At 43.0% G+C, this 26,654-nt stretch carries 22 protein-coding genes and 7 tRNA genes; 13 read left to right on the plus strand and 16 right to left on the minus strand.

The genetic code is table 11. The features are described from left to right. Positions 1-14 precede the first annotated feature (14 nt). Positions 15-1,961 (minus strand): DNA topoisomerase III, encoded by a 1,947-nt coding sequence (locus K1M91_RS19030; protein WP_232803865.1) that lies wholly within the window; start codon positions 1,959-1,961, stop codon positions 15-17. Between the two features lie 98 nt (positions 1,962-2,059). Further along, positions 2,060-3,424 (minus strand): molecular chaperone, encoded by a 1,365-nt coding sequence (gene yegD, locus K1M91_RS19035; RefSeq protein WP_232803845.1) that lies wholly within the window; start codon positions 3,422-3,424, stop codon positions 2,060-2,062. A 511-nt stretch (positions 3,425-3,935) separates the two neighbouring features. Between yegD and pykF the strand changes: the two genes are divergently transcribed. From pykF to K1M91_RS19065, 6 genes are all read left to right on the plus strand, one after another. Beyond that, a complete protein-coding gene (gene pykF / locus K1M91_RS19040) occupies positions 3,936-5,354 on the plus strand; it encodes a pyruvate kinase PykF (protein ID WP_232803846.1) in 1,419 nt (472 codons plus the stop codon). 122 nt (positions 5,355-5,476) lie between these two features. Beyond that, the gene (locus K1M91_RS19045) at positions 5,477-6,214 is read left to right on the plus strand and encodes a pyridoxine 5'-phosphate synthase (protein ID WP_232803847.1); all 738 of its coding nucleotides are present in this window, start codon (positions 5,477-5,479) and stop codon (positions 6,212-6,214) included. 59 nt (positions 6,215-6,273) lie between these two features. After that, the gene (locus tag K1M91_RS19050; protein WP_232803848.1) at positions 6,274-6,759 is read left to right on the plus strand and encodes a RimK/LysX family protein; all 486 of its coding nucleotides are present in this window, start codon (positions 6,274-6,276) and stop codon (positions 6,757-6,759) included. 84 nt (positions 6,760-6,843) lie between these two features. Beyond that, positions 6,844-7,083, plus strand: a complete 240-nt coding sequence (locus K1M91_RS19055; protein WP_232803849.1) for a hypothetical protein — start codon at positions 6,844-6,846, stop codon at positions 7,081-7,083. Between the two features lie 136 nt (positions 7,084-7,219). Beyond that, on the plus strand, positions 7,220-7,852 hold the full coding sequence (locus K1M91_RS19060; RefSeq protein ID WP_232803850.1) for a PilZ domain-containing protein: 633 nt from the start codon (positions 7,220-7,222) through the stop codon (positions 7,850-7,852). A 50-nt stretch (positions 7,853-7,902) separates the two neighbouring features. Then, positions 7,903-8,325, plus strand: a complete 423-nt coding sequence (locus tag K1M91_RS19065; RefSeq protein ID WP_232803851.1) for an HIT family protein — start codon at positions 7,903-7,905, stop codon at positions 8,323-8,325. Between the two features lie 11 nt (positions 8,326-8,336). Here the strand turns inward: K1M91_RS19065 and K1M91_RS19070 are convergent, their stop codons facing one another. Beyond that, entirely contained in the window at positions 8,337-8,837 is a 501-nt protein-coding gene (locus tag K1M91_RS19070) for a hypothetical protein (RefSeq protein ID WP_232803852.1), read from the minus strand. A gap of 368 nt (positions 8,838-9,205) precedes the next feature. On the opposite strand from K1M91_RS19070, the gene K1M91_RS19075 reads away from it, so the two are divergent. The 3 genes from K1M91_RS19075 (at position 9,206) to K1M91_RS19085 (ending at position 11,841) form a co-directional block, all read left to right on the plus strand. Then, positions 9,206-10,441 (plus strand): dicarboxylate/amino acid:cation symporter, encoded by a 1,236-nt coding sequence (locus K1M91_RS19075; protein ID WP_282561195.1) that lies wholly within the window; start codon positions 9,206-9,208, stop codon positions 10,439-10,441. Positions 10,442-10,630: 189 nt separating this feature from the next. Continuing rightward, on the plus strand, positions 10,631-11,242 hold the full coding sequence (locus K1M91_RS19080; protein WP_232803853.1) for a hypothetical protein: 612 nt from the start codon (positions 10,631-10,633) through the stop codon (positions 11,240-11,242). A gap of 416 nt (positions 11,243-11,658) precedes the next feature. Next, complete coding sequence (locus tag K1M91_RS19085; RefSeq protein ID WP_232803854.1) at positions 11,659-11,841, plus strand: hypothetical protein; 183 nt, start codon at positions 11,659-11,661, stop codon at positions 11,839-11,841. 63 nt (positions 11,842-11,904) lie between these two features. Here the strand turns inward: K1M91_RS19085 and asd are convergent, their stop codons facing one another. The 8 genes from asd to K1M91_RS19125 form a co-directional block, all read right to left on the minus strand. Beyond that, positions 11,905-13,017 carry an aspartate-semialdehyde dehydrogenase gene (gene asd, locus K1M91_RS19090; RefSeq protein WP_232803855.1) on the minus strand — a complete coding sequence of 371 codons (1,113 nt, stop codon included), beginning with the start codon at positions 13,015-13,017 and terminating at the stop codon, positions 11,905-11,907. 206 nt (positions 13,018-13,223) lie between these two features. Then, positions 13,224-13,316: transfer RNA gene (locus K1M91_RS19095), tRNA-Ser, on the minus strand. Positions 13,317-13,330: 14 nt separating this feature from the next. Continuing rightward, positions 13,331-13,414: transfer RNA gene (locus K1M91_RS19100), tRNA-Tyr, on the minus strand. A 40-nt stretch (positions 13,415-13,454) separates the two neighbouring features. Beyond that, positions 13,455-13,529, minus strand: a tRNA-Gln gene (locus K1M91_RS19105). A 111-nt stretch (positions 13,530-13,640) separates the two neighbouring features. After that, positions 13,641-13,731, minus strand: a tRNA-Ser gene (locus K1M91_RS19110). Between the two features lie 19 nt (positions 13,732-13,750). Further along, positions 13,751-13,835, minus strand: a tRNA-Leu gene (locus tag K1M91_RS19115). A gap of 41 nt (positions 13,836-13,876) precedes the next feature. Further along, positions 13,877-13,952, minus strand: a tRNA-Asn gene (locus tag K1M91_RS19120). A 4-nt stretch (positions 13,953-13,956) separates the two neighbouring features. After that, positions 13,957-14,033, minus strand: a tRNA-Pro gene (locus K1M91_RS19125). 538 nt (positions 14,034-14,571) lie between these two features. On the opposite strand from K1M91_RS19125, the gene K1M91_RS19130 reads away from it, so the two are divergent. The 3 genes from K1M91_RS19130 to K1M91_RS19140 all read left to right on the plus strand — a co-directional run bounded on the left by K1M91_RS19130 (position 14,572) and on the right by K1M91_RS19140 (position 18,181). Beyond that, positions 14,572-15,759: an HDOD domain-containing protein gene (locus tag K1M91_RS19130; protein ID WP_232803856.1), complete on the plus strand. Its 1,188-nt coding sequence runs from the start codon at positions 14,572-14,574 to the stop codon at positions 15,757-15,759. A gap of 95 nt (positions 15,760-15,854) precedes the next feature. Next, positions 15,855-16,877, plus strand: coding sequence for a LacI family DNA-binding transcriptional regulator (locus K1M91_RS19135; RefSeq protein ID WP_232803857.1), 1,023 nt, complete (start codon positions 15,855-15,857; stop codon positions 16,875-16,877). A gap of 380 nt (positions 16,878-17,257) precedes the next feature. Next, positions 17,258-18,181 (plus strand): hypothetical protein, encoded by a 924-nt coding sequence (locus K1M91_RS19140; RefSeq protein WP_232803858.1) that lies wholly within the window; start codon positions 17,258-17,260, stop codon positions 18,179-18,181. A gap of 185 nt (positions 18,182-18,366) precedes the next feature. Here the strand turns inward: K1M91_RS19140 and glnG are convergent, their stop codons facing one another. The 4 genes from glnG to glnA all read right to left on the minus strand — a co-directional run bounded on the left by glnG (position 18,367) and on the right by glnA (position 23,001). Beyond that, on the minus strand, positions 18,367-19,779 hold the full coding sequence (glnG, locus tag K1M91_RS19145) for a nitrogen regulation protein NR(I) (protein WP_232803859.1): 1,413 nt from the start codon (positions 19,777-19,779) through the stop codon (positions 18,367-18,369). Between the two features lie 4 nt (positions 19,780-19,783). Next, on the minus strand, positions 19,784-20,839 hold the full coding sequence (gene glnL, locus K1M91_RS19150; RefSeq protein ID WP_232803860.1) for a nitrogen regulation protein NR(II): 1,056 nt from the start codon (positions 20,837-20,839) through the stop codon (positions 19,784-19,786). A gap of 100 nt (positions 20,840-20,939) precedes the next feature. Next, complete coding sequence (locus K1M91_RS19155; protein ID WP_232803861.1) at positions 20,940-21,458, minus strand: DUF4124 domain-containing protein; 519 nt, start codon at positions 21,456-21,458, stop codon at positions 20,940-20,942. Between the two features lie 133 nt (positions 21,459-21,591). After that, positions 21,592-23,001 (minus strand): glutamate--ammonia ligase, encoded by a 1,410-nt coding sequence (gene glnA, locus K1M91_RS19160; protein WP_232803862.1) that lies wholly within the window; start codon positions 22,999-23,001, stop codon positions 21,592-21,594. A 606-nt stretch (positions 23,002-23,607) separates the two neighbouring features. Here glnA and typA point away from each other — a divergent pair. After that, positions 23,608-25,431, plus strand: coding sequence for a translational GTPase TypA (typA, locus tag K1M91_RS19165; protein WP_232803863.1), 1,824 nt, complete (start codon positions 23,608-23,610; stop codon positions 25,429-25,431). A gap of 150 nt (positions 25,432-25,581) precedes the next feature. On the opposite strand, the gene pbpG is transcribed toward typA, so the two are convergent. Then, positions 25,582-26,469: a D-alanyl-D-alanine endopeptidase gene (pbpG, locus tag K1M91_RS19170; protein ID WP_232803864.1), complete on the minus strand. Its 888-nt coding sequence runs from the start codon at positions 26,467-26,469 to the stop codon at positions 25,582-25,584. Positions 26,470-26,654: the final 185 nt, after the last annotated feature.

Here is a 26,654-nt window from a genome sequence, read left to right on the forward strand (position 1 = left end):
GTTTATCCCCTTTATTAGTTGTTGGATTTAAGCTTAGTGCGGCTTGGCTTTTTTGCTGTATTGGTTTTACGTTTGTATTGTCGAAATGGTTTTTTCTTAGGCGCAACATCTTTTAACTGGCTTAATGCTGAGGCAGGCATGTGTTTAGCTTGCTCGATAAGCTGATTTAGCTGGTTCAGTAATTGATCCATAAAGTGCTGATAGCTGGCCTCTTTTTGGCATATTTTTTCGAGTTGATATTCCCAGTGTGCAGTCATGTCGGGACGAGTTGAGGTTTCAGGCAAGCTTAAAATTAACGCCTTACCCACCACTGTGGCCGCGATTTGTTTGCCGCTACGCTGTAAAAAGCCACGTTTAAATAACAGCTCGATAATGCTGGCTCGGGTTGCTTCTGTACCTAAGCCATCAGTGTCTTTTAAAATTTTCCTTAAATCTGCATCGATGACGTAGCGGCCAATTCCCGTCATTGCAGCCAGTAGAGTGGCATCGGTAAAATGCTCTGGTGGTTGAGTATTTTTTTCCACGAGCTCGCCGTGATCGCAAGTGAGTATTTTGCCTACTTTGACTATAGGTAAGCTGACTTCTGCTTGTTGTTTCGGTTTGCTTAATAATTGCTTCCAGCCCAAATTTAGCGTTGCTTTGGTTTTAGCGCAAAATTGGCCACCTTTAATATCTAACATAATGGTTTGATTTTGATATTCAAAATCAGGGAAAAACTGTGCTAAGTATTGCAGCGAAATTAACTCGTAAAGCTTACGCTCGCTGGCGCCGAGTTTATCTGCATTATAGGTTTTTAGGGTCGGGATAATGGCATGATGGGCGGTGACTTTTTTATCGTTCCAGCAGCGACTTTTTTGCAGCCAATTGGCTTGCTGGATAAGGGGTTGTAGTGGCGGTAAATTTTGCAGCAATACTTGACCAATGGCACTGGCTTGTTTGAATTGGTCGGCAGGCAAATGACGACAGTCAGAGCGCGGGTAGGTGATGAGTTTGTATTCTTCATACAGCTTTTGACAGCTTGAAAGTACTTGGCTGGCACTCATCCCAAAACGTTTGGCCGCTTCTATTTGCAAGCTGGATAAACTAAAGGGTAACGGCGCCGCTTGGCGTTTCTTCTCTTGCTTGTTGCTAAGTACTTTTGCTGGTTGCTGGTGGATCTTCTCCACCACTTTTTCCGCTAATCCTTTTACCAGTACGCGGCCTTGGTCGTCTTGGTAGGGTAAACAAGCCTCACTGGGCAGCCACTTGGCTGTAAAGGTTTCATTATTGTTGGTTTGCACGTGAGCCAGCACCTCATAAAAAGGCTTGCTGACAAAGTTTTCAATCTCTAAATCACGTCGCACCACTAGCCCAAGTAAAGGAGTTTGCACGCGGCCAACAGAAAGCACACCGTGGTAGCCAGCTTGTTGTCCTTGAATGGTGTAGGCTCGGGTCATATTCATGCCGTAGAGCCAGTCGGCGCGACTGCGTGCCAGTGCTGAGATAGAAAGTGAGATGAAATCTTGATTACTGCGTAAGTTGGCGAGGGCCTGTTTCACTGCGCTAGGATTTAAATCATTGATTAAACAACGCTGAACTTGTTGGCGTTTGGTTTGGCTAATGCCGGCATGATTGATCACCTCATCTACTAGCAGTTGTCCCTCGCGATCAGGATCGCCTGCGTGCACGATTTGACTGGCCTTTTTTATTAGTTTTTTTAGGATACTTAGTTGTTTAACAGTGCCTTTTTTTGCTTTTAGTTGCCAATCGTTCGGCGCGATAGGCAAGTGCTCTAAGCGCCACTTTTTATATTGCTCACCGTAGTGGTCAGGCTCAGCTTGCTCGAGTAAATGGCCAATACACCAAGAAATACAATCACCATTAGGCAGGGTGATCATGCCCTCGGCTTTTTGCTGTGGCTTGGGCATGACTTCGGCAATGGCACGGGCTAAGCTAGGTTTTTCGGCAATATAGAGTTTCACGGCGTTAATATAACTGTTCAAATATACAGTTATGTTAACTGCTTTATCTCAATTGTGCCACAGGCCTGCGTGATAACCTTAAAGCTGCTGTGTGAAGATTAAGCAAAACACAGTTTTGACCAACGGGTCAGGCCTGTAGTCACACTGCCAAAGTGATCGCCAGCAACCAGTTTAGTTGCAGGGTATTCTTGTTGTAAAAATTGGGTAATAGCAGGCGATTTCGCGCTACCACCGGTAATAAAGATCACGTCGGGTTGAGTCTGCGCCTGCTGCAAGGTTTCATCGATCAGCGCCTTGATACGAGTGAGTAATGGGCTACTGGCTTGCGCTAGGATGGTTTGTGACAATTCACGGCCTAAGCCGGATTCAATATAGCCAAGATCGGCAAAGTGCTGCGTTAACTCTGACAACTGCTTTTTCGATTGTTCAGCGGTATTCACTAATTGGTAGCTTTGCTTGTGTTGTTGCACATGGAGCAGACGAGCAATTTGTTCGGGTACGCAGCTGTCTTTACGTAACTCCTTCAGTGCTAATAAATTGTCGCGGCTATAAAAACGAGTTTGGCTACCTACATCATTGATAGCCACTGCATCAAATAGTGCTTTAGATGGCATTGGTTTGCCTGTGGTGAGCTCAGAATCCAGGCCAAACAAAGGCATTAACCCGCGCAGGGCAAAATTAATATCAAAATCGTTGCCACCAATCCGCTCACCAGAATGACCCAGAATCTGCGCTTGGCGATCAAGTAGCTGGTTGTAGCTAGGCCCCATTTCCATTAATGAAATGTCAGTGGTTCCTCCGCCAATATCGATCACAAGTACTTTTTGATCTTGGTTTAACTCTGCTTCAAAAGCAAAGCCGGCGGCAATAGGTTCAAATTGGAATTCAATGTCTTTAAACCCTGCTTTCAAGCCCGCTTGGGTCAGTATTTTCAATGCTTGTTGGTTGCTTTGTTCACCACGTAAACCTTGAAAGTTAACCGGACGGCCAATCACGGTTTGGGTAATGTCTTGCTGCAGTTGCTGCTCAGCTTGTTGCTTGATATGGCAGAACATAGCGGTGACAATATCTTCAAATAATGCGAGCTGAATACTGCTAACACCAGTGGCACCTAAAAAGGATTTAGGTGACTTTATGTAATATCCTTCTTCTGGCTCTTCTAAATAACGCTGTAGTGCCGCGTTGCCAAAATGTAGATCGGTGTCGATGCCATCAAGTTTAAGCTCTTGTTGAATGCGTTTCCCAGCCAAAATGGCGGGCCCTCGTTGTTTTAACCAGTCTGTTTTTAAACTGGAATCAGGCAGGGCTTGTGCTAACCAAGCGACGATTGTTTCGCGTTCAGGAGCATATAAAGTTGAAGGGAGTAAGGTATCTTGTTCACCTAAGGTAATGAGTTTAGGTTGCCCTTGTTCAAACGCACCAATGGCACAATTTGACGTACCGTAATCAAAGCCTACAAACATAACATCACCTCAGAACAAAATGGGGGGCGCATGCTACCTTATGGCTGTGAGGATGAAAAGAATTGCTGCGATTGGTTTTTAGTTTCAGTTTGGTTGTTTAGTTTCAATTTAGTTTGGCTTTATGCTGAATTTTCGATTTAAAAATAGTGGCTTATTCTGCACTTCACGGTAGCTCTAGCACAATTTTTTATACTGAAAAAAAACCTTACCTTATTGGGTCTAGCGCAATATTAAAGGTCTTGCTTTATGTTTACACTTACGGCTACTGGACGATAAATGAGCGAAAGTTGCCTAATGTAATGTTGGTGAGGAAGGGCGAGTTTATTAATTACGTCAATTTCGCCATTTTCGCCATTTTTATTGACTTGAAGTTGTAATTTCACAACAAAATTCGAGTACAATTCAGTTTCTAAAATTTATCGCCGCATCGTCTATTGGGATGTTCCCTTGGCATGCATGGAATGCAAGTTTTGTTTTTACAATGACGCAGAGCGTCTCTCGGAGAGAAAAAGTGAGAAAAACTAAGATTGTTTGTACTATCGGTCCTAAATCTGAATCTAAAGAAATGCTAACTAAGCTAGTTGCTAACGGCATGAACGTGATGAGACTTAATTTCTCACACGGTGATTTCGATGAGCATGGCGGTCGTATCAACACTATCCGTGAAGTATCTGAAATTACAGGTAAGAAAGTTGCAATCTTACTGGATACTAAAGGTCCTGAAATTCGCACAATTAAACTTGAAGGCGGTAACGATGTAGCACTAGTTGCAGGTCAAGAGTTTTCTCTAACGACTGACGCAAGCGTAGTGGGTAACAACAAAATTGTAGCTGTTACTTACCCTGGTCTAACTAAAGACCTAAGTGTTGGTAATACTGTATTACTTGATGACGGTCTGATCGCACTTAAAGTGACAGCGATTACTGATACTGAAGTTAAATGTGAAGTGCAAAACAACGGTGAGCTAGGCGAAAACAAAGGCGTTAACCTTCCTGGTGTAAGCGTGAAGCTTCCTGCACTATCTGAAAAAGATAAAGCGGACCTAGTATTTGGTTGTCAACAAGGTGTTGATTTCATCGCTGCTTCTTTCATCCGTAAAGTAGAAGATGTGCAAGAAATCCGTGAACTTTTAGCTGCTAACGGTGGCGAGAACATTCAAATTATCTCTAAAATCGAAAACCAAGAAGGTGTTGATAACTTCGACGCTATCTTAGAAGCATCTGACGGTATCATGGTTGCTCGTGGTGACCTAGGTGTTGAAATCGCAGTTGATGAAGTAATCTTCGCGCAAAAAATGATGATTGAGAAATGTAACCTAGCACGTAAGCCAGTTATTACAGCTACACAAATGCTTGACTCAATGATCAAAAACCCACGTCCAACGCGCGCAGAAGCGGGTGATGTTGCTAACGCAATCATCGATGGTACCGATGCGGTAATGCTTTCTGGTGAAAGTGCGAAGGGTAAATACCCTGCAGAATCAGTAGATATCATGGCAACTATCTGTAACAGCACAGATGAGCGCATGGAATCTCGCGTTGAAGCATATAAGCAAGATGCAGATGCGAAAAGCATCACTCAAGCGGTATGTCGCGGTGCAGTTAAAACAGCAGAGCAATTAGACTCACGTCTAATCGTTGTTGCTACTGAAGGCGGCAAGTCTGCTCGTTCAGTACGTAAATTCTTCCCTAAAGCGCCTATTCTTGCGATTACTACTAACGCAAAAACAGCTCAACAGTTATGTTTAAGCAAAGGTGTAACGCCAGTTGTGGTTGACAAAATGGATAACACTGACTGTTTCTACCAGCTAGGTATGAAACTAGCGAAAGAGTTAGACCTAGCGAAAGCGGGCGACAACATTGTAATGGTATCGGGTGCACTTGTTGATTCAGGTACAACCAATACTTCTTCTGTTCACGTGATTAAATAATCACCCACAGAAGCCTAAGAAACCCGGTTCGCCGGGTTTTTTTATATCTGTAATACCTGCCTTTAATTACTAGCTATGTTATCGTTTAGGTCCTTTAATACTTGGTGGACAAGGCTAGTAGCATGAGTACGTTTTTCAGCATTAACTTCAATAAAATTGCCTTATTGCGTAATTCCCGTGGACGAGATTATCCAAGCGTGGCCGAGTTTGCTCGCCAAGGCTTGGCATTAGGTATTAATGGCCTTACTTTACATCCTAGGCCCGATCAGCGTCATGCGCGTTACTCGGACGTTTATGAATTAAAGCAAGTGGCGGCAGAATTTAGTGGTGCCGAGTTAAACATTGAAGGTTACCCATGTGATGAATTTATGCAGGTGGTGTTGGACGCTAAACCACATCAGTGTACGTTAGTGCCCGATGATCCTAACCAAATCACCTCTGATCACGGTTGGAACTTACATCAAGATTTTGAATTAGTGAAAAGTGTGGTGGCTAAATTAACCGCGGCGGGGATCCGTAGCAGTATTTTTATGGATCCGGTCGCAGCAGATATGGAACTAGCCAAAGCGACGGGCGCCGATCGTATCGAACTTTATACCGAGTCTTACGCGCAAGCATTTGCTACCGAACAGCAAGATGCAGTGCTGGCTCAATTTGCTGAGGCGACCAAAGCGGCACAAGCGTTGGGGCTTGAAGTTAATGCTGGTCATGATCTTAGCTTAGAGAATTTGGATTTATTCTTAACTATTCCTGACATTAAAGAAGTGTCTATTGGTCATGCGCTGGTGGTTGAATCGTTGCAGCAAGGCTATGAGCGAACAGTAAAAGCTTACGTTGATATTTGTAAATCGAGTGCCTAGCTGACAACATTATAAATACTGCAGTTAAAGTGTTGATTATTAATAAAATAGGAGTTGATGTGAAAAAAATAGTGTTACTTATGTGCTTGTCCGGTTTGTTTGCCAGTTTTTATAGTGTGGCAGAAAAGCGTTCTGTTGGGCCTGTTGAATACATTAAAGTGACAGAACTCGAAAATTTTAAATTCCTCACGCGGGTTGATACCGGCGCTAATACTACTTCTATTCATGCCTTTGATATTAAAGTTAACAATGATGCAGGGAAAATGAAGGACAATGTAGGTAAAACGGTTACCTTCACCACCATGAATGAAAAAAAAGAGTTTCGTACCCATCAAGCTGAAATTGTTGATGTAGTGACGATACGTAATGCAATTGCCAAGGAGCAACGCTACCAAGTTGAGTTATCATTGAGCTGGCGTGGTGAATCGAAAAAGGTATTGGTTAACCTAAGCGATCGCAAAAAAATGTCCTATAAACTACTGATTGGTCGCAACTGGCTTAAGGGTGATTATGTAGTTGATGTTGAAGTGCAGCCCGAAGAGTAATGTAGCTACCCTATCCGTATGCGGTGTGTGAGCTCTGCGTTGGCACACCTTATTTTATTCATTTCAATTTTAATGGGATTGCACTTGAAACGCTATACCCCTCCCGTTTTACTATTACTGGGTTTGTTTATTTCCTTTTATTTCTTTTCTCCGAGTGAGGATGGCTCTGGAAGTTTACTTGCTGTTGCTATTTGTGTGGCCGCTGCAGTGATTGCCTTAGTGATGAGCCTTGTTAATAAACAGAGCTGGTGGTTAATAATCAGCGCATTAATGCTGGTTTTATTACCTGTTATCTCTGTTTATATCTCTACTAGTCTATTATGAGGGATTTGAAGTCAAATAATTATCAATAATGTGAAAATTCAGCTTTATCGTATTGCTCATTTTTTGTACTGGGTTAAAATAACGCCATAAATACAATAACGTAACCCCTACTTTGGGGATAAAATGGGCTACAAACATGGAACAGGACAAATCCTACGCTGTCCTGAACTCGGAAGAGATGGATTTTCTTTCCGAGCTAATGTTAGAAAAACCACTGGAGCAGGGCGATCAAAGTTTAAGCTTTGGAGTTGTTTCTGATCAGCAAGGTTTTTTAAAGCAATTAGGGACAGCAAATACATTGCAAGTGGTGGCTAGATATGGCCAGCACCATTTCGTTTTTCCTCTCGAAATTACTGAAAATGAGCTAGGGTTGCCGCATTTGAGCTTCGCTACGCCAGACATTTATGAAGCGGGTCAGCAACTTCGTTACTGGCGCGCTCCTGTACAAGGTATTTTTTTGGTTTCACCTTCAGGAGACAGGCTTCCTTTTGCCATAAAAGATTTATCCGTATCGGGTCTATCTCTGGGGTTAACGGAGGTAAATCAACATGTCCCATTGCAGCTAGAACAACACAGCTTACTGTTACCTGATGGCTCAAAAATTGATTTAGCCGGTCAAGTAAATCGTTTTGTTGATCAACAAACGGTGGCCTATGAGCTCAATCAAGATGAGATGGAGTCGGCGGTGTTACGTGACTATTTGTTCCAAATTCACCGTGATCAGCATCCTGAAATAAGCAAGGAAATTATTCGTTACCGTGCAGCTTAGCTAAGCTTAAGGTAAGCTGTTGGTTTTATGGCTAACGGTCAAAACAGCTTATGCAAAATTTCAAACTCGACTCACGATTAGCTCAAGATTGTGAATTCATCGCTGAGTCGCCACAAAGTGTGCTGTTGCTGTCAAAAAATGCAGCCTATCCATGGTTTATCTTAGTTCCTAAAACCATTTACATAGAGTTATACCAATTAGATTTGGCATTGCAACAGCAGCTGTTAAAGCAAATTAATCAGGTTAGTCAGTTTATGCAGGCAGAGTTTGCACCTGATAAGCTCAACGTTGCTGCTATTGGTAATGTGGTCAAACAGTTGCACATTCATTTGGTCGCTCGTTTTGAAGTTGATCCCAGCTGGCCTGGTGTGGTGTGGGGGGCGAGTGCAAACCAGGCCTATTCGGTGCAGCAATTAGCCTCTATAAAGCAAGCGGCTAAACAAGTATTGGGGGCTGTATTTACGTTTGAGTAATAGAAGATAAGCTATTTAGACTTGTGAGATTTCAGTTGTAATATGTAGTTGATTGCCTCGCCCAACTTGAGATAACGAGCAAGATCTTCTTTGCTGTAGCGGGTTGCCATGGACGCGAGGTTTTTACGCTGTTTTATAAAACGTGACACCTGTAATTTATTAAATCCCCCCACTTGATAAAGCAGTGCCAGTAAATGTTCTGCTTGCTCATCTTCCAGACATAATTTTTCACCGTACTGCTCTGGTTCAAATGCGACGATCTCTTGTCGATAATGGCTAATTGCATTCTGTTCTTTGAGGTAGTCCAACCATTGCTCTATGTATAGAGGTTTCGTTCCTGCGAGTAGATTAAAGAATCCTGCTGAGTCACTACGACATTGTGTGAGTAGTATAATGGCAAAGTTATCATCATTGGCTGAGAATTTTACACTGCCTAATTGTGTGGGATGTAATGATTGCACTGTGATGGTGGCGTGTTGGCCTGTATTACCATGGCATTCAAAGATATGCATATGACCTCCTAAGTCAGTGACTATAGTGGCTATTCCTGCAAGAGAAGTAAAGTGAATGCCTGGTATTGAGCGAGTATCTTTTAGGTGTTCATGGCGATTAACGAGTATTGATTGCACTTTAATCGAGTTGATTTTCCGCCGAAGTAATCAGTAGTGTTTTTATTTAGTGATAAGTTTTTATTTATTGTTATTTTTTAGTTAATTTTTCTGTTTTTTGATCTGCATTGGTGATTATGAACTTCAAAGTGTGTATTTTACGCTGGTAAATAGTATGGCAGGATGACTGCGCAGCTAAATAATAATTAAGCCCTAACGAATAGAGGTGCATAGTGCAAACACAAAAAAAAGGATTGCTATCTAATATAGGTATGCAGGTTGTTATAGCCATGATCATTGGTGCTGCGGTTGGCGCGATGATGGGTGAGAGTGCGGCAGTATTTGCACCCCTCGGCGCTGTATTTATTCACTTAATCAAAATGTTGGTTATCCCCTTAGTCGCTGTCGCCATTATTTCAGGCGCCGCCAGCTTAGGTAATAGTCCTGCAGCTGGAAAAATTGGCATCACTACCTTTGCCTTCTTTATGCTGACTTCTGCAGCTGCCGTTGGTTTGGCTATTCTAATGGGCGAGATGTTTCGTCCTGGGGTTGGCGTTGATTTAACGTCAATGCAGAGTATGTTTTCTAATGAATACGCAGATAAAGGCTCGGTTCCAGGTTTTGTTGAAACTATTTTAGGGATGATCCCAACCAATGTGTTTCAGTCTCTTGGTGAAGCTAATATTCTGCAAATCTTAGTGTTCTGTTTATTTCTTGGTATAGGTCTATCGAAAATTGATAAGGCGCGATTCGAACCAATTAAAAACATACTAGATGGGCTAGTTGACGCGTTTGTTTGGATGATCAACATTGTAATGTATTTAGCTCCGATTGGTGTATTTGGCTTGATGGCTGAAGCAGTAGGTACATTTGGCTTTGATGTCTTAGGCGTTGTAATGAAGCTATTTGTTGTTTATGTGGCGGCTATTCTCATTTTTGGTTTTGGTTTTTATCCTTTACTGATCAAGTCCTTGTCGAATGTGCCTGTTAAGCGTTTCCTTTCCGCAATGAAACGCCCTCAAGCAGTGGCGTTGTCGACAGCATCTTCAATGGCAACTTTGCCTGTGACCTTAGACACGGTAGAAAAGGAGCTAAACGTCTCTAACTCAACGGCGGCTTTTGTGTTGCCGCTAGGCGCGACGATTAACATGAGTGGTAACGCTATTTACTATGGCTTAGTAGCGGTATTTTTTGCTCAGGTGTTCAATGTTGATCTGAGTTTAGGTGCTTACATTGCCATTATTTTAACCGCAACAATTGGCGCTATTGGTCAAGCGGGTGTACCTGGGCCGTCTTTCTTGGTTGTTGCAGTGTTATTGGCGGCAGGTATTCCGATTGAAGGTTTACCGCTGTTATTCGCACTCGATCGTATTTTTGACATGATCCGTACCGCACTCAATATCACAGGTGATGCAGCATGTGCCGTTATCGTTGAAAAATACAACCCAAATAGTCAGCAAGAGCTTGATACTGAAAGCTCAGTGGCGACCAAGCAGCAGCTTAGCTAGATTACTTAAGTTAGCCTATTCTTAGGTTTAAATTTATTTTAAGGCCAGTCACACTGGCCTTTTTAGTTTCAAGGCCAGTCATACTGGCCTTTTTTAGTTTCAAGGCCAGTCATACTGGCCTTTTTTATACCTCATTTTATTCACTCTACTAATATTTAGGTTGTCAGGCTGCCGAAAAGGACGTTGAACATGAAAGCTATATTGAGCTTGTTGTTATGGGGTATTTTACTAAAGCCTAGCTTTGCTGGGATGATAGAAATTGAATATGATCCACAAGCTAGGTTGTTGGATGAGTATAAACAAGTGAACACTCATGATGTTGTTGCAGATTTAACGGCAGATCTGGAGCCGGACCCTTTTATTATTGGTAATGCCTCGCGAGGTGAAGAGGAGCTTTTATCATTTAATACTTCTGCTGAGAATGTTATTACAATGCCAGAAACTGTTGTTAGTTATCAAGACCTTGACTTAATCAAGCATCTTTTTGGTGCTAATAAACAACTGATAAAAGTAGAATATTTAAAATTTAAACAAGACATTACTGAATATATCGGCTTATCAGCACAAGCAAAAATCACTACTGCAGCGGTGTACGATGAAGTTCTTATTTCTGAGCCATTGAACGCGGTTAATTTTCAGCATGAAAGAATTGATAGCTCGATTCAATTTGAAGAACCTGTTTGGTATATCAAATGGTTTAAAGCAGCCTATAAATGGTTAACGTCTCCGGAAAATCTTATCATTTTACTCATTTCTCTCAGTGTGGCTGTGTTACTAAAAAGACGCTTTTGGGCACAGTGAAACACTATCAATAAATTTAAATGATTCAATGCATTACCTGCTAATTTTGGGGGAGATTTTGCACTTTAACTAATACTGGCTTTTTGCTCATTGTAAGTAGCTACTAATTAAGTGTTTTTAAATCATCACGGAATTGGATTTATATGTTTATCGAATGTAGATACAAGCAAAAATTATATTAAGTAAATAATAAAATAAACAAGAAGTTGTCAAATAGAGCTTAATTATGATTAATAATTAACCGTGCGAATTAACAAATTTGTATCAAAGTGCACTATTTTATTACTGTTAGGTAATCGTTATGACTGTTATTTGTTGGATGAGCATATTTGACGAATAGTAGCATTTTATTTTAAAGCTTTTGACTGCATTACTTGTTCGCTTGTAGCTTGTAATCGGTTAAGAGGGAGCTTGTTATGACTATTGTGGATAAATATGTTCGTGAAATTCAAGGTGGAAATTTACACAAAGCCACAGAATTAATGTTAGATATTATCGCATCTGATCCGTCTGGGAAGACAAAACGGAGTTTAGATCAGAAGTTTGCTGTTGCAATCAACCATCGTCGTGAAAGGTTACAAGACTACCAGCTGAAGTAATTGGTTTTTGACGGTAATAAAAAGGGCCGGTAATCGGCCCTTGGTTATTTATGGTTATGCCAACTAGGCAGCTAACAAGATACGTAGCATACGGCGTAATGGCTCTGCCGCACCCCATAGTAGCTGGTCGCCTACCGTAAATGCGCTGATGTATTCAGGCCCCATGGTAAGTTTACGAATACGACCAACAGGAACGCTTAAAGTGCCTGTTACTTTCGCAGGGGTTAGTTCTTGTGCGCTGATAGCACGATCGTTAGGGATCACTTTTACCCAATCATTGTGGCTCGCTAAGATGTTTTCGATTTCTTCAACCGAAATATCTTTGGTTAGTTTCAATGTGATAGCTTGAGAGTGACAACGCATTGCACCAATACGAACACAAATACCATCAACTGGAATTTGGTTATCGCTGCGGCCTAGAATTTTGTTAGCTTCAACTTGAGCTTTCCATTCTTCTTTACTTTGGCCCGAAGGTAGCGGTACATCAATCCATGGGATCAAGCTACCTGCTAGTGGGGCGCCAAACTGTTCCGTTGGGAAGTCGTCGCTACGGATAGTCTCAGCAACTTTACGGTCAATGTCTAAAATAGCAGAAGCGGGATCGGCTAGCTCGGCAGCAACACTGTCTTTGATCGCGCCCATTTGGCTGATTAGTTCACGCATATTACGCGCACCGGCGCCTGAAGCTGCTTGATAAGTATGTGGCGTCGCCCATTCAACTAGGCCTTTTTCAAATAAGCCGCCGAGTGCCATTAACATTAGCGAAACGGTGCAGTTCCCGCCAACATAGGTTTTTACACCATCTTTTAGGCCTTGCTGAATCACGTCACTATTAACCGGATCAAGTACGATAATACTGTCTTCTGCCATGCGTAATGAAGACGCGGCATCGATCCAGTAACCATCCCAACCACTTTCACGCAGTTTAGGGTAAACTTCTTTGGTGTAGTCGCCGCCTTGACAAGTTAAGATCACGTCCATTTCTGCTAGTGCTTCAATTGAGAAAGCATCTTGCAGAGTCGTGCTGGTCTTGCCAATATCTGGAGAAGGTAAACCAACCTGAGAGGTGGTGAAGAAAGTCGATTCAATTAAATCAAAATCTTTCTCTTCAGACATACGTTGCATGAGGACAGAGCCCACCATACCGCGCCAACCAACTAGACCTACTTTTTTCATGGCGTTTCTACTTCCTTAATTTAACGAAACGGAATTAATGAACCGAAACCAATGTATTTTTGGATAGGTTATTAATAGATAGAAACTCAATTTATCATTTTAGACGTCTGTAAGGCTAGATTTTTTTCAGAAAAGGGAAAAAGTACAGATAAATATATGGGGTATGAATTTAATGCAGGATAATATTTTAGATAAGAAAAGGAATATGGCGGTGAAGGAGGGATTTGAACCCTCGATGGGGCTACAAACCCCATACTCCCTTAGCAGGGGAGCGCCTTCGGCCACTCGGCCACCTCACCGGTATTCGGGAATATGGTGGGGGGGGACGGATTCGAACCATCGAAGCTTTCGCGGCAGATTTACAATCTGCTCCCTTTGGCCACTCGGGAACCCCCCCAAGAACTTTTAACTTATTAGCGATGCTAATTAGTTGAATGTGGCAGGGATATGAGGATTTGAACCTCAGAATGCCGAGATCAAAACCCGGTGCCTTACCGCTTGGCGATATCCCTGTTGTAGTGTTTTATCGAGTTGACTCTCGCGGTTGAGGATAACATGTTAAAGGAGCCGAACCCTATAACGGTTATCTAACCTAACTATTTAAAGAGTGCTAACTCTGAATATGGCGGAGGAGGAGAGATTTGAACTCTCGGTGAGCTATTAACCCACGCCGGTTTTCAAGACCGGTGCATTCGGCCACTCTGCCACCCCTCCGTAATTCTCTAAATTGTAATGGTGCGGAAGGAGAGACTTGAACTCTCACACCTTACGGCACTAGAACCTAAATCTAGCGTGTCTACCAATTTCACCACTTCCGCATCATATTAGATTGCTGATCTCAATATCAACATTCTAAATTTGGCTCCTCCTGCTGGGATTGAACCAGCGACCTGCGGATTAACAGTCCGTCGCTCTACCAGCTGAGCTAAGGAGGAATAGTGGTCGGTGATGAGAGATTCGAACTCCCGACCCTCTGGTCCCAAACCAGATGCGCTACCAGGCTGCGCTAATCACCGACTGTTGCTTACGTATTTTATCTCTTCAGATTTCTCTGTTCGGAAGTTTTAACTAGAAGGCGTTGTAAGCTCCGCCGTGTCTCCGATGGCGCACATTATTAGGATTTCGCTGGTCTTTGTCAACACTCTGCAATAATTTATTTCTATATTAAAAACATGGGCTTAGCTTAATTGGTTGAAAAACAAGCTAACTTTTTTGTTTTTTTTAGTTCGTTTGCTGAAAAAAAGACCAGTTTGGGTATGGAAATTGTCCACTCAGGCTGATTTTTTTTGCCTTAAGGTGAGGTTTTTCTTCGAGAGCCGCAATATTTCACACCGAAACCGGAAAAATTAGCGAATACAGGCTAGTCAAATGAGGCACTCAACTAGAAATTTGTCATAGATCGACAACTTGGCGTGATTAACTTTAGTTAATATACTAGGGGCGAATTGACCCTGTGTGATGTTTTGCAACGCGGTCACGAACCTTTATCTTTTTTATTCTATTCTTATTTTATCTACCTTAGGGACCCAACTCGACATTATGAGCTCAGTAAAAATGGCAGACACCCAGAGTATCGCTAATCGGATTAGCGCCAAATTTGAGCATTTTCTCGTTGGGAAAAATTATATTCTAGGTGATGATGACTTTAATGATGGTCTTGAATTGGAGTTATTAGAAAAACAAGAAGAGAAAGAATCCACTGAATCAGGTTGGAGTAAGCGCATCCTGCTTGATGTTGAAAAGGCAAGAGTGGAAAAAGAAGCGGCAGCAAAGCGCCAACGTGAAAAAGCGCTGCAGGTCGCTTCCAATTATTTTAATAAACGCCTCATTAATGACATGCTACAACAACTATCGGAGCCTGACCGGGTAATGACTCACCTATTGCGCGTGCATGCTTCGACCACTGATTTGTTATTAGCACTTACTTTACCTTTTCCGCGTTTATCGTTGATCGCGAGCATGTTAGAGCAAAACCCAGAACTAAAGCGTCGTCTTTTATACCTCGTTGGTAGCCATAGTTTTATGGAACTATTAAACCGTAAGCCACGAGTGGTTAAAGATGCGCAGGCTGCTGTCGGTTTGTTAGGAATTGAAATTTTAAAGCAAATTGTTCCAGCTATGGTATTTAAGTACCGAGTAAAGATGAATAATACGGTGATCCCAGGGTTAGGGAAAAAGCTTTGGCGGCACATGCTAACAACTAGCTTAGCCACGACTTATGTACTTGAGCAGCAAGGATATAAACGGCCTGCTGAAGGTATGATGTTAGGCGGTTTGTTGCATTTAGGTCATATGGCCTGTTTACATCAGTTTTTGCGCTCGTTTGATGAAACCATGGTCGAGTGCCTAAATGAGGCGCGACAAAAAGGAGACAAAAAATTCCATGACCTGCTATTTGACGTGGAGGCTGATCCACGAATTTTAGAAAAATTTCTCGCTGAGAAAGCCCTTGAAATCAGCTTATCTTTAGCAAAACATAGTTTTCAGGAAGGTGCTCCACAATTAATAAGTGCCTTGCAGGAGGAAGTTGATGATCATAATTACAATGTACGTGGCACGTTAGGTAAAGCGTTATTTAGTGGCTTACGTTTTTCAGTGTTTGAGCAGCTTCGCGCGGCGAAAAACTTTTCTCAAGACGAATTAGTACCTTGGCGAGAATATGCGCAAATTTCCGCGTCACAGTTTAAAGAGATGCATCAAAAATCCCTTTACCGGATTGATTATTCCTCATTTAGTAGTTAAATCGGCCGACGTTGGATTGAATAAAAATTGTGCTGATTGCGCTATCAGATAGCCCCCTCCTAGGTTAATATTCATTTAGTCGTCTAGGAGGGACTATGTCTCAAGGAAAAAAACGGAAAAATAGTGGTCGCGTCACATTGGCTGATGTAGCTAAGCTAGCCGGTGTAGGTTCAATGACTGTGTCGCGGGCTTTGCGTACCCCTGACCTCGTTTCAACAGGCTTGCGTGAAAAAATAGATGCCGCTGTTGCACAACTCGGTTACTTGCCCAATAAAGCTGCTGGCGCTTTGGCTTCATCTCAGTCAGATATTATTGCGGTGATCCTGCCGTCTTTAACCGAATTTGCCACCAATGAAATCGTTTTAGCCTTAAAAGGGGTACTGGAGCCAGCGGGGTACCAACTTATTTTTACCGCGTCAAACTACGATTCGCAAGAAGAGGAAAAGCAAGTGCGAGCGTTATTGCAGCATTCGCCTGCAGCCTTGATTCTACCTGGTACTGCACACACCTCTCAAACCCTTAAATACATTGAAAACATGAGCTTGCCAGTTGTTGAGCTGTCGGCTTTAACTCTTACCCCGGTGCATATCAATGTGGGCATTGATCATCATGCCTCGGCTTATCAGCTGACAAAATTTTTGTATATGAAAGGCTATCGGCAGATTGGTTTCATTGGCGCGCACACTAATTTTGGACGCTTTGCAATGCGACTAGCGGGTTGGCAAAAGGCCATGATAGATCATGATATGGCGAGTCATCGTTTGGTGTTAGGGTTATCTGAGGTGAGCTTTTCGGTGGGGGCTGAGTTGCTTATGGACACCTTGGCACGCTGGCCTGATTTAGATGCTGTGATATGTGGTCATAGTGAAATAGCGGCGGGCTTGATATTAGAGGCTAACAAACAAGGGGTTAAAATCCCTGAGCAACTTGCCATTGCAACATTTGAAGATCCTAATTTGTGCAATACCTTGCAGCCCAGTTTAACCACTGTTGATATTCCTTATGCTGAAGTTGGTCGAGAAGCTGCGGAAGCGTTATTGCAGGCTCTTATTACTGGTAACCGCGATAAAGTGGTGAAAAGTTTAGGTTTTAGAGTTAAAACTCGAGCAAGCACTTAGTTTTCTAGCTGCGTAAAAAAAGCAGGCCAGCAGGCCTGCTTAACCAACTGGGATGTGTTGGAAAGAATCATACTTTTTAAATAATCACTAAAGGTTATTAGGCTTATGTGATTGTAAAAAGAAAACATAAATAGAATATCACTTGGTTCATACAATCAACAGGTTGTATCGTTTTTTTAGGTATTAACTTATAGTTGATTTCACTGAATTAACACTAGCTCCCTATTTTAAAAAGGTATCTTCATTCGCCTTGGCCGACTGGAGGGGGAAATATATAACAGTTTGGTAGTTTTTTATTACGGCAAAGGTGTAACTTGCTAAGCTGATATTAAAGAAAATTATCGCTTTAACCAGTGAAGTGATAAGAATGAGGAAGTTATATGAGTCAGTCATCTACATTATCTTTTCTTGCTTGGCCTATCGCTGCAGTTAGTACGATTTTAGCGGGTGTGGGGTTTTACCTCTACTCAGATGCGATCACTGTTGCAGAAAAAGCGACCCGTCAGGCTCAAGCTTCACGACAAATAGAAAAAGCCAGCTTAACCAAACAAAGTGATTTACAGCGTCAATTGAACACGGCTATTTATGATTTTGAACAGCGCCAACAAACGTTTAGTGAACTACAACAGCAATTGACCCAGCTGCAGTTGAAAACCGACCAGCAGCAAAAAGAATGGCAAGCCAAGCAAGAACAATGGCTGGCTAAACTGGCGGAAGCAGAAATGAAAGATGCGGCTTTGTTACAAGGGCAATTGCAGATAGAAGCCTTAACCAATGAGATTAATGCACTCAATGAACAGCTTGTTTCTGCACAAACCAGCCTAGAGCAAGCTGGGCCGAATGTTGATGTCATGCAATTGCAGCAACAGTTTGAACAATTAATGACAGAGAACCAAGAGCTTAAGGCAAATTTAGATTCGCAAGTTGCGGATAAAGCACAGCTTAGTATGACCTTAGCTGATGCTCGTAATGAAATCCTGCGTCTGGATCAGCAAATCCAACTGGCCGATGCCAGGATTAATGAGTTGAGTATGACGTTGGAGCTTGAACCAAGTGCCAACGCGCCAGCAAAAATGGAAGTAAAAGTCGATTCGCCAGCGGTTGTGATACCGAGTAATGAAGATACTGTTTCTGCAACGGAGGCGCCGCCAGCAAAAACTGAACCTGTTGCCGTGAGCGTTGAACCCTCAGCTGAGGTGACTGATGCTGCCAGCGAACTTGACACTCCTGCTTTAGATGACGTTGTTGCTGCACCTGAAGTCGCACAGCCCGAGCCTGAAGCGACCAAGGTTGAGGCAAACTAAATAACCTCCGTTATGCTTCAGTCTGACACCGCCAGATAAAGTATGTGTTACGACAAAATTTCGTTTTCAGGGATGAAGATGTAAAGTGTTCAGAGGCATATTTACAGCGTTTGCGCAGGAAAATATACTATTTTGGCTCGTAATAAGCTCAAGTAAAACCTAGGCAAGTCTTCAATACCCATGGTTTAGCTATTGATGTCTAATTCTTTGAGCTTGCGTGTTAGGGTGTTTCTGCCCCAGCCTAGCAAACGAGCTGCTTCTTGTTTGTGACCGTGAGTATGGGTCAGCGCAGCAGTGAGCATGATGCGTTCAACTTCTGGCACTGTGTTGGCTAATATGTCTACTTGGCCTGCTAATAGCTGCTGCTCAGTCCATTGCTGTAGTTGTTGTTGCCAACTTTGTGCTATCGCCTCGCTTTGTTCTACTCCTTTTTTTGCTTGTACCAACTCTGGTGGCAAGTCACTTAGTAGCACCTCTTGACCACTGGCCATCACAGTCAACCAACGGCATACGTTCTCTAATTGACGCACATTACCTGGCCAGTTTAAGCTTGCTAAATAGTCTTTGACCTTGGGATGCAATGACTTTACTTCGACCGCGAGTTCTTTTGCCGCTAAGTGCAAAAAATGGTTGGCTAATTTAACGATGTCTTCACGACGCTCGTTTAATGACGGAATGTGAATACGGATCACATTGAGGCGATGGAATAAATCTTCACGAAAATCGCCTGCTGCCACTTTTTTTTCTAAGTCTTGGTGGGTTGCTGCAATGATCCGGACATCCACTTTGACCGATGCATGGCCGCCAACACGATAAAACTGCCCGTCTGCAAGCACACGTAATAATCGGGTTTGAATGTCTAATGGCATATCACCAATTTCATCCAAAAATAAGGTTCCGCCATTGGCTTGTTCGAAACGTCCTTGACGCACCGCATTTGCCCCTGTAAATGCGCCTTTCTCATGACCGAACAGCTCTGATTCAATCAAGTCTTTAGGAATTGCTGCCATGTTTAACGCAATAAACGGATTTTCTTTGCGCGGGCTATGTTTATGTAGCGCGTGAGCAACAAGTTCTTTACCCGTACCTGATTGACCATTAATAAGCACACTAATGCTTGAGCGTGATAATCGGCCAATGGCGCGAAACACTTCCTGCATGGCGGGCGCTTCGCCGATGATTTCGGGGGCGGGTGACATGGGGGCTTGCGGCGCCTTTTTCGCACTATTTTCTTTCGCGTGGGTTAAGGCTCGCTCTACCAAAGCAACGGATTCATCAATATCAAAGGGTTTTGGTAAATATTCAAATGCCCCTGATTGATAGGCATTGACTGCACTGTCGAGATCAGAGTGGGCTGTCATGATCACTACGGGAATATCAGGAAATTCTTGCTGTACTTTCTGCAGCAAGGTAATGCCGTCTATACCCGGCATGCGAATGTCAGAGATGATCACATCGGGTTGTGTCAGCGAAAGTTGTTGCCACATCAGCTCACCATCGGCAAAGCTCTGGGTTTTGATACCTGAAGGCGCGAGGGCTTTTTCTAATACCCAACGAATAGAGCTGTCGTCATCGACGATCCAGACTTTATTGGTCATCTTATTATTTCCTTAAAGGCAATTGAATGATGAACTCGGTGTGCGTTGGCCAGCTATTACACTCAATGCGTCCTTTGTGCTGATTAATCAAGTTTTGCGCAATCGACAAGCCTAAGCCAGTGCCGCCTTCGCGACCTGTGACCATAGGGTAAAATAAGGTGTCTTTCAGTTCGTTAGGAATACCGGGTCCGTTATCAATAATGCGAATCTCCGCGGCTAAACGAAAGCGTTGACCATGAATCGTGACTTGAAATACGGTGCGGGTAATGATCTTTATTTCGCCATTTTCGGTTTCAGCAAGGGCTTGCACCGCATTTTGTAATATGTTCAAAAACGCTTGCTGCATTTGCTCTTGCTGCATTTCAAAGTCAGGGATACTGGGATCGTAATCCACCTTGATCTTAACGTTGTCGCCTTTGGTTAACTCGACTAAACGGCGGACTTTTTCTAACACGCTGTGAATATTATGAATTTCTTGCTGACCGGGACACTGTGGTCCGAGTAAGCGATCAACTAAATTACGTAATCGGTCGGCTTGTTCAATGATGATTTCGGTAAATTCTTTTAACTCTGCTGAAGGCAGCTGTTTCTCTAATAGTTGTGCCGCACCACGAAGGCCGCCCAACGGATTTTTTATTTCATGAGCTAAGCCGCGAACCAGCTCTTTTGCGGCTTGTTGTTGCGCATGTTGATAAATTTCTTGGCTTATTTTTTTTTGCTGGTCGATTTGGCGCATTTCGACCAAGGCATACACAAAGCCTGACTGATAAAAGGGGGTTGCCGTTAGTTCGACTAACACAGCCTGCCCGTCAATCACTAAAGTCACCTCATTGTCGGTAAAGCCATGACCTGAATGCAGGGTCTTTTGGATCAGCTCAAAATTTAATGAGGTATGTTCAAGCAGCTGATCAAAGCGTAAACCTGTTAAGCGTTTAATGCTTTGCGCCAGCAATTGTTCTGCCGCTGGGTTGGCATAGGTGATTTGCAGCGTTTCATCGAGTAAAAAAACGGCAGAAACTAAGTGCTCTAAAAGCGCTTCGGCTTGTTGACTGGATTGCAATGGCTCACCTTTTTTGTCTTTGCATCATTTTGGTGCGTTAGCTTAGGGCAAGCTCAGCTACACACCAGAATACAAAGACGAAAAGGTGATGTAGATCGAGCTAGCGTGATGCGCGGCGTAAATGTACGGTTATGATTTCAGATGATGCAATTATCTTGCCGTTTTTATCAATAAGTTGAACTTGTAAGCTGTGACTACCGCGATCGATATTCGTCGCTAGTAATGTGGTGGATTGATGCTTTTCACCAACTGGGGTACCGTCGATCAGTAACTGTAAGGTTTGGCCATCTTCAAAAGCTGGGGTGACATTGGTCACTACGCTAATATTACCCGTGTTATCAATAATCGTACTGTCGTGTTCAGGTGAGGTAATGCTAGCTTGATACTTGGTGTTAGACTTTGCAGCGACAGGTAAAGGTTTGGCACTGGTGATACTAGTGGGAGGAGCTGGAATTTTATGACTAGGTGAGATATTGATACGCACTTTTTCCGCACCATTTACTTTTTTGTCGGAATAGTGGGTGACACCATCTTTGTCAACCCAACGATACACAGTGTCGGTTTCGTTCGCTTGCAACGTTAAAGTATAAAAACTGAGTATTAGAAGTAAGTATTTCATTATTGCATCCTTTCTGCTTAACGCTGAGTTTGTCCTATGCGCAAAAATAAGGCAAGTAAGCAGCTGATACAAATGTGACTAATACAAAAAAACCCGCTAAAAAGCGGGTTTTTATTCAACTTAATACTGTCTCTTATACAGAGTAGTAAAGTTGGTATTCTAGTGGGTGTACTTCCATGTTAACACGCTCGTGCTCAGCGCCTTTAAGGCCGATGTAAGCATCGATGAAGTCATCAGAGAATACGCCGCCAGCAGTTAAGAACTCACGATCTTTATCAAGTGCAGCTAGTGCCTCTTTTAGTGAGTAAGCAACTTGTGGAATGGCTAGTGCTTCTTCAGCTGGTAGATCGTAAAGATCTTTATCCATTGCATCGCCAGGGTGGATTTTGTTTTTGATACCGTCAAGGCCAGCCATTAGTAGCGCAGAGAACGCTAAGTATGGGTTAGCTGTTGGATCAGGGAAACGTACTTCAATACGACGTGCGCGTGGTGAAGGTACTACTGGGATACGGATTGATGCTGAGCGGTTACGTGCAGAGTATGCAAGCATTACAGGTGCTTCAAAGCCTGGGACTAGACGCTTGTACGAGTTAGTAGAAGCGTTAGTGAAAGCGTTGATAGCGCGTGCGTGCTTGATAATACCACCGATGTAGTAAAGAGCCATTTCAGACAGGCCGCCATATAGGTCACCTGCGAAAAGGTTTTTACCGTCTTTTTGTAGAGACTGGTGCACGTGCATGCCGCTACCGTTGTCACCAACAAGTGGCTTAGGCATAAAAGTAGCTGTTTTTCCGTAAGCGTGCGCTACGTTATGAACAACATACTTGTAGATTTGGATTTCGTCAGCTTTAGATACTAAAGTGTTGAAACGACAAGCAATTTCGTTTTGGCCAGCAGTTGCAACTTCATGGTGATGCGCTTCAACAACTAGGCCCATTTCTTCCATGATTAAACACATAGCGCTGCGGATGTCGTGTGAAGAGTCAACAGGTGCTACTGGGAAGTAACCGCCTTTAACGCCTGGACGGTGACCTGTGTTGCCGTCTTCGTATTCTTTACCCGTGTTCCATGCTGCTTCTTTGTCGTCTACTTTGTAGAAAACATTACCCATTTCTGTACCGAAACGTACGTCATCAAATAGGAAGAATTCTGGCTCTGGACCCACTAATACTTCTTCAGCAATGCCTTCGCTACGCATGAAGTCTTCAGCACGACGAGCGATAGAGCGAGGGTCACGGTCGTAACCTTGCATTGTGTCTGGTTCTAGGATGTCACAACGAATGTTAAGCGTAGTTTCGTCAGTGAATGGGTCGATAACAGCAGTAGATGCGTCAGGCATCATTACCATGTCAGACTTCTCGATGCCTTTCCAACCAGCGATTGAAGAGCCGTCGAACATTTTACCTTCAGTAAAGAAGTCTTCGTTTACTTGATGGTGAGGGATAGAGATATGTTGCTCTTTTCCTCGTGTATCAGTGAAACGTAAATCTACGAATTTAACATCATGCTCTTTGATTAGAGCTAATACGCTTTCTGCGGACATGCTTTATAACCTCCGGTGTCATCAATAATGATGGCTTGTAGTAAATAGACAAACTAACTGGTTTTGCTTAATGCTAAAAGCGTGCCAAATTTGTCATCCCTTGCAAATCAGGCTTTAAGGTGACCTTTAAAGCCCATCTTAAATGATTTTTGCTCCAAAATGGTGCGTTGCTGGATCTTTGTGGTGCAACATGACCTCACCGCGCATTTGGGCTTGTTATTAATAACAGATGGTGCTCGGTTGAGCAATTCAGACCCCTTTAGTTAAGCAGTAAATGGTTAAATAAATATGTAATGACGATTTATCTTAGAAATTTGGCATAAATCGCTGGCTGCCATACCTAGGGTGGTAATAGTGGTGGAAATGGTTATTGGCCCAGTAAATAAGGGCTACTTTTACTGCACTTGGCTAAACTGTGCTGATAAAAGGGATTTAAAAAGTGGCTTTCTTCTGCAGTGACGGCTAATTTATTCGCTGAAATGTCCGTTAATCCCTCTATTTTTTGCTTTGTTATGAAATGTGATCGCATTAAAACTATTTTATTTGACAATTGATCTATACAATAACGCCGAAATTTTATCCAAACCAATTTTGAGGCACTAAGCTGTGTTAGAAAAATTAAGAAATATCGCAATCATTGCGCACGTTGACCATGGTAAGACTACTCTGGTTGATAAATTGCTTCAACAATCTGGCACTGTAGTGAGCCGTGGCGACGCTGAAGAGCGTGTAATGGACTCTAACGATCTTGAAAAAGAGCGTGGTATTACCATCCTAGCTAAAAACACTGCTATCGAATGGCATGATTACCACATCAACATCGTAGATACTCCTGGACACGCCGACTTCGGTGGTGAAGTAGAGCGTATCTTGTCTATGGTTGACTCAGTTTTACTACTGGTTGATGCAGCTGATGGCCCAATGCCTCAAACTCGTTTTGTAACGCAAAAAGCATTTGCTCAAGGTCTTAAGCCTATTGTTGTTATCAACAAAGTAGATAAGCCAAGTGCTCGTCCTGACTGGGTTGTTGATCAAGTGTTCGATCTATTCGATAACTTAGGCGCGACAGACGATCAGTTAGATTTTAAAATTGTATACGCATCAGCACTGAACGGTTTCGCCACTCTAGATATTGATGAGCCTTCAGATAACATGGAACCTTTGTTCCAAGCTATCGTTGATAATGTATCTGCACCGGATGCTGACCCTGAAGGTCCATTCCAAATGCAAATTTCTCAACTTGATTACAACTCATACGTGGGTGTTATTGGTGTTGGTCGTGTTGCTCGCGGTAAAGTGAAAGTAAATCAGCAAGTAACGGTTATTGGTGCCGACGGTAAGACTCGTAACGGTAAAGTAGGTCAAGTTTTAGGTTATCTTGGCCTTGAGCGCCATGATGTTGAAGAAGCGAAAGCTGGCGACATTATTGCGGTATCTGGTTTAGGTGAGCTGAAAATTTCTGACACTATTTGTGACCAGAACAACGTTGAAGCCCTACCAGCCCTGTCTGTGGATGAGCCAACAGTTACGGTAACCTTCCAAGTAAACAACTCGCCGTTTGCTGGTAAAGAAGGTAAATACGTAACTTCACGTAACATCCTTGAGCGTTTAAACAAAGAGTTAGTCCATAACGTTGCGCTTCGCGTTGAAGAAACCGATGATCCGGATAAATTCCGCGTATCAGGCCGTGGTGAACTTCACCTAGGCATTCTAATCGAAAACATGCGTCGTGAAGGCTACGAGTTAGCAGTTTCACGTCCAGAAGTTATTACGCGTACTGTTGATGGTGAGCTACAAGAACCATACGAGACTGTAACGATCGATGTTGAAGAAGAGCATCAAGGCTCTATTATGGAGCAAATTGGCTTACGTAAAGGTGAGTTAACCAATATGTCTCCAGATGGTAAAGGTCGTATCCGTATGGACTTCCTGATCCCGAGTCGTGGCTTAATTGGTTTCCAAACTGAATTTATGACATTAACGTCAGGCTCAGGTTTGATTTACCATACTTTTGATCACTATGGCCCGCACAAAGGTGGCATGATTGGTCAACGTAAGAATGGTGTACTCATTGCTAATGCAACGGGTAAAGCATTGACCAACGCCTTGTTTAACTTACAAGAGCGTGGTCGCATGATGGTTGAGCACGGCACTGAAGTTTACGAAGGCATGGTTATCGGTATTCATAGTCGCGACAACGACTTAACTGTTAACGCTCTAAAAGGTAAGCAGCTAACTAACGTTCGTGCATCTGGTACTGATGAAGCGCAAGTGTTAACGCCAGCAATCAAGATGACGTTAGAGCAAGCGATGGAGTTCATTGATAACGATGAGCTAGTAGAAGTGACGCCTGAGTCAATTCGTATTCGTAAGCGTTACCTGACTGAAAACGAGCGTAAGCGTATGTCTCGTGCTCCGAAAGATGCATAACTAACACTCAGCGTTAGTGTTAACTGAAAACCGACTTTGTTAAGTCGGTTTTTTTATGCCTGCAATTTGGTTTGTTTAAAGAGATATTCCGTTGAAGTTGCAATTATATCGGCCTCAAAGAGGCCGTTTTAGGATTAGACTAAAGCGAAATTAGCCTGCTGTTAATTGCGCTAATTGTAGGCGTTGATATTGTTTTGCTGAATCGCTAATCTTGCCGCTATCACCCGTCTCTAGCCATTTTTTAATGCGACCTGCATCGCCAACGGGGGTGCGTTTACCGTAAGAATTTAGCATCACCATTACCATTTGCTTGCCTTTCAGCTTAGTGACCATGACTAAACAGCGACCTGCTTCATTAAGATAGCCTGTTTTGCTTAGGCCTACCTGCCACTTATTACCGCGTACAAGCACGTTCGTATTGGTATAACCAAGTACATATTTGGGTTTGCTAAAGTTTGCTGTGTGGGTGGCTGTGGTACTGTATTGTCGGATGAGAGGGTAGCTATAAGCTGCCGTTACTAGTCGACTTAAATCCCGCGCAGTGGATTGATTAAGAGGTGACAAGCCGGTTGCCTCAACAAACTGTGAGTGCTCCATACCTAGAAGTTTTGCTTTGGTATTCATGGCCTTAACAAAGGCGGTATAACCGCCTGGATAGGTGGCACCGAGTGCCGCAGCGGCTAAGTTTTCTGACGACATTAATGCAAGGTGAATCGCTTCACCGCGGCTGATTTGCGAGCCGGTTCGGATCCTAGAGTGGCCATATTCAATGAGTGCACGATGCGCTTTGGTGAAGGTTATTTTTTCCTTTAACGATTGGCCAGAATCTAAAATTACCATGACGGTCATTAATTTGGTTATTGAAGCAATGGGCATTAAGGTGTCAGCATTTTTGGCGGCGATAGTTTTGCCCGTTTTGTAATCGGATACATAGGCACTTACCGAGGCTAATTGCAATTTGCTTGGATTCGGTGCAGCGTGAGCCGAGAATGAGAACAACGAGAATAAGCTTAAGCCGACAAACAGATATCGAAACACGGTGTGCGCCCCTAGATTAGTAAAAAGCTGAGCTTTTCATACTTCCTAGGGGCTGACAAGCGCTAGCCTGCCTTTACTTATATTATTTCGTTACTAGAAGGATCTACATTTCTAGGGCGTGTTGATCTTTCGCGATGGATTTTTGAGCAGCATGGTAAAGGGTTATAATTTGCTTCGCCAAAAGT

This window comes from Motilimonas sp. E26, from assembly GCF_021278025.1.
Lineage (GTDB): Bacteria > Pseudomonadota > Gammaproteobacteria > Enterobacterales > CBDFNC01 > Motilimonas.

Excerpts from the sequence above, each read along its gene's own strand:
- yegD (WP_232803845.1), bottom strand. The coding sequence starts at position 3,424 with ATGTTTGTAGGCTTTGATTACGGTACGTCAAATTGTGCCATTGGTGCG.
- K1M91_RS19045 (WP_232803847.1), top strand. The coding sequence starts at position 5,477 with ATGAGTACGTTTTTCAGCATTAACTTCAATAAAATTGCCTTATTGCGT.
- K1M91_RS19060 (WP_232803850.1), top strand. The coding sequence starts at position 7,220 with ATGGAACAGGACAAATCCTACGCTGTCCTGAACTCGGAAGAGATGGAT.
- K1M91_RS19065 (WP_232803851.1), top strand. The coding sequence starts at position 7,903 with ATGCAAAATTTCAAACTCGACTCACGATTAGCTCAAGATTGTGAATTC.
- K1M91_RS19070 (WP_232803852.1), bottom strand. The coding sequence starts at position 8,837 with ATGCATATCTTTGAATGCCATGGTAATACAGGCCAACACGCCACCATC.
- K1M91_RS19075 (WP_282561195.1), top strand. The coding sequence starts at position 9,206 with ATGCAGGTTGTTATAGCCATGATCATTGGTGCTGCGGTTGGCGCGATG.
- K1M91_RS19080 (WP_232803853.1), top strand. The coding sequence starts at position 10,631 with ATGAAAGCTATATTGAGCTTGTTGTTATGGGGTATTTTACTAAAGCCT.
- K1M91_RS19085 (WP_232803854.1), top strand. The coding sequence starts at position 11,659 with ATGACTATTGTGGATAAATATGTTCGTGAAATTCAAGGTGGAAATTTA.
- asd (WP_232803855.1), bottom strand. The coding sequence starts at position 13,017 with ATGAAAAAAGTAGGTCTAGTTGGTTGGCGCGGTATGGTGGGCTCTGTC.
- K1M91_RS19130 (WP_232803856.1), top strand. The coding sequence starts at position 14,572 with ATGGCAGACACCCAGAGTATCGCTAATCGGATTAGCGCCAAATTTGAG.
- K1M91_RS19135 (WP_232803857.1), top strand. The coding sequence starts at position 15,855 with ATGTCTCAAGGAAAAAAACGGAAAAATAGTGGTCGCGTCACATTGGCT.
- K1M91_RS19140 (WP_232803858.1), top strand. The coding sequence starts at position 17,258 with ATGAGTCAGTCATCTACATTATCTTTTCTTGCTTGGCCTATCGCTGCA.
- glnG (WP_232803859.1), bottom strand. The coding sequence starts at position 19,779 with ATGACCAATAAAGTCTGGATCGTCGATGACGACAGCTCTATTCGTTGG.
- K1M91_RS19155 (WP_232803861.1), bottom strand. The coding sequence starts at position 21,458 with ATGAAATACTTACTTCTAATACTCAGTTTTTATACTTTAACGTTGCAA.
- glnA (WP_232803862.1), bottom strand. The coding sequence starts at position 23,001 with ATGTCCGCAGAAAGCGTATTAGCTCTAATCAAAGAGCATGATGTTAAA.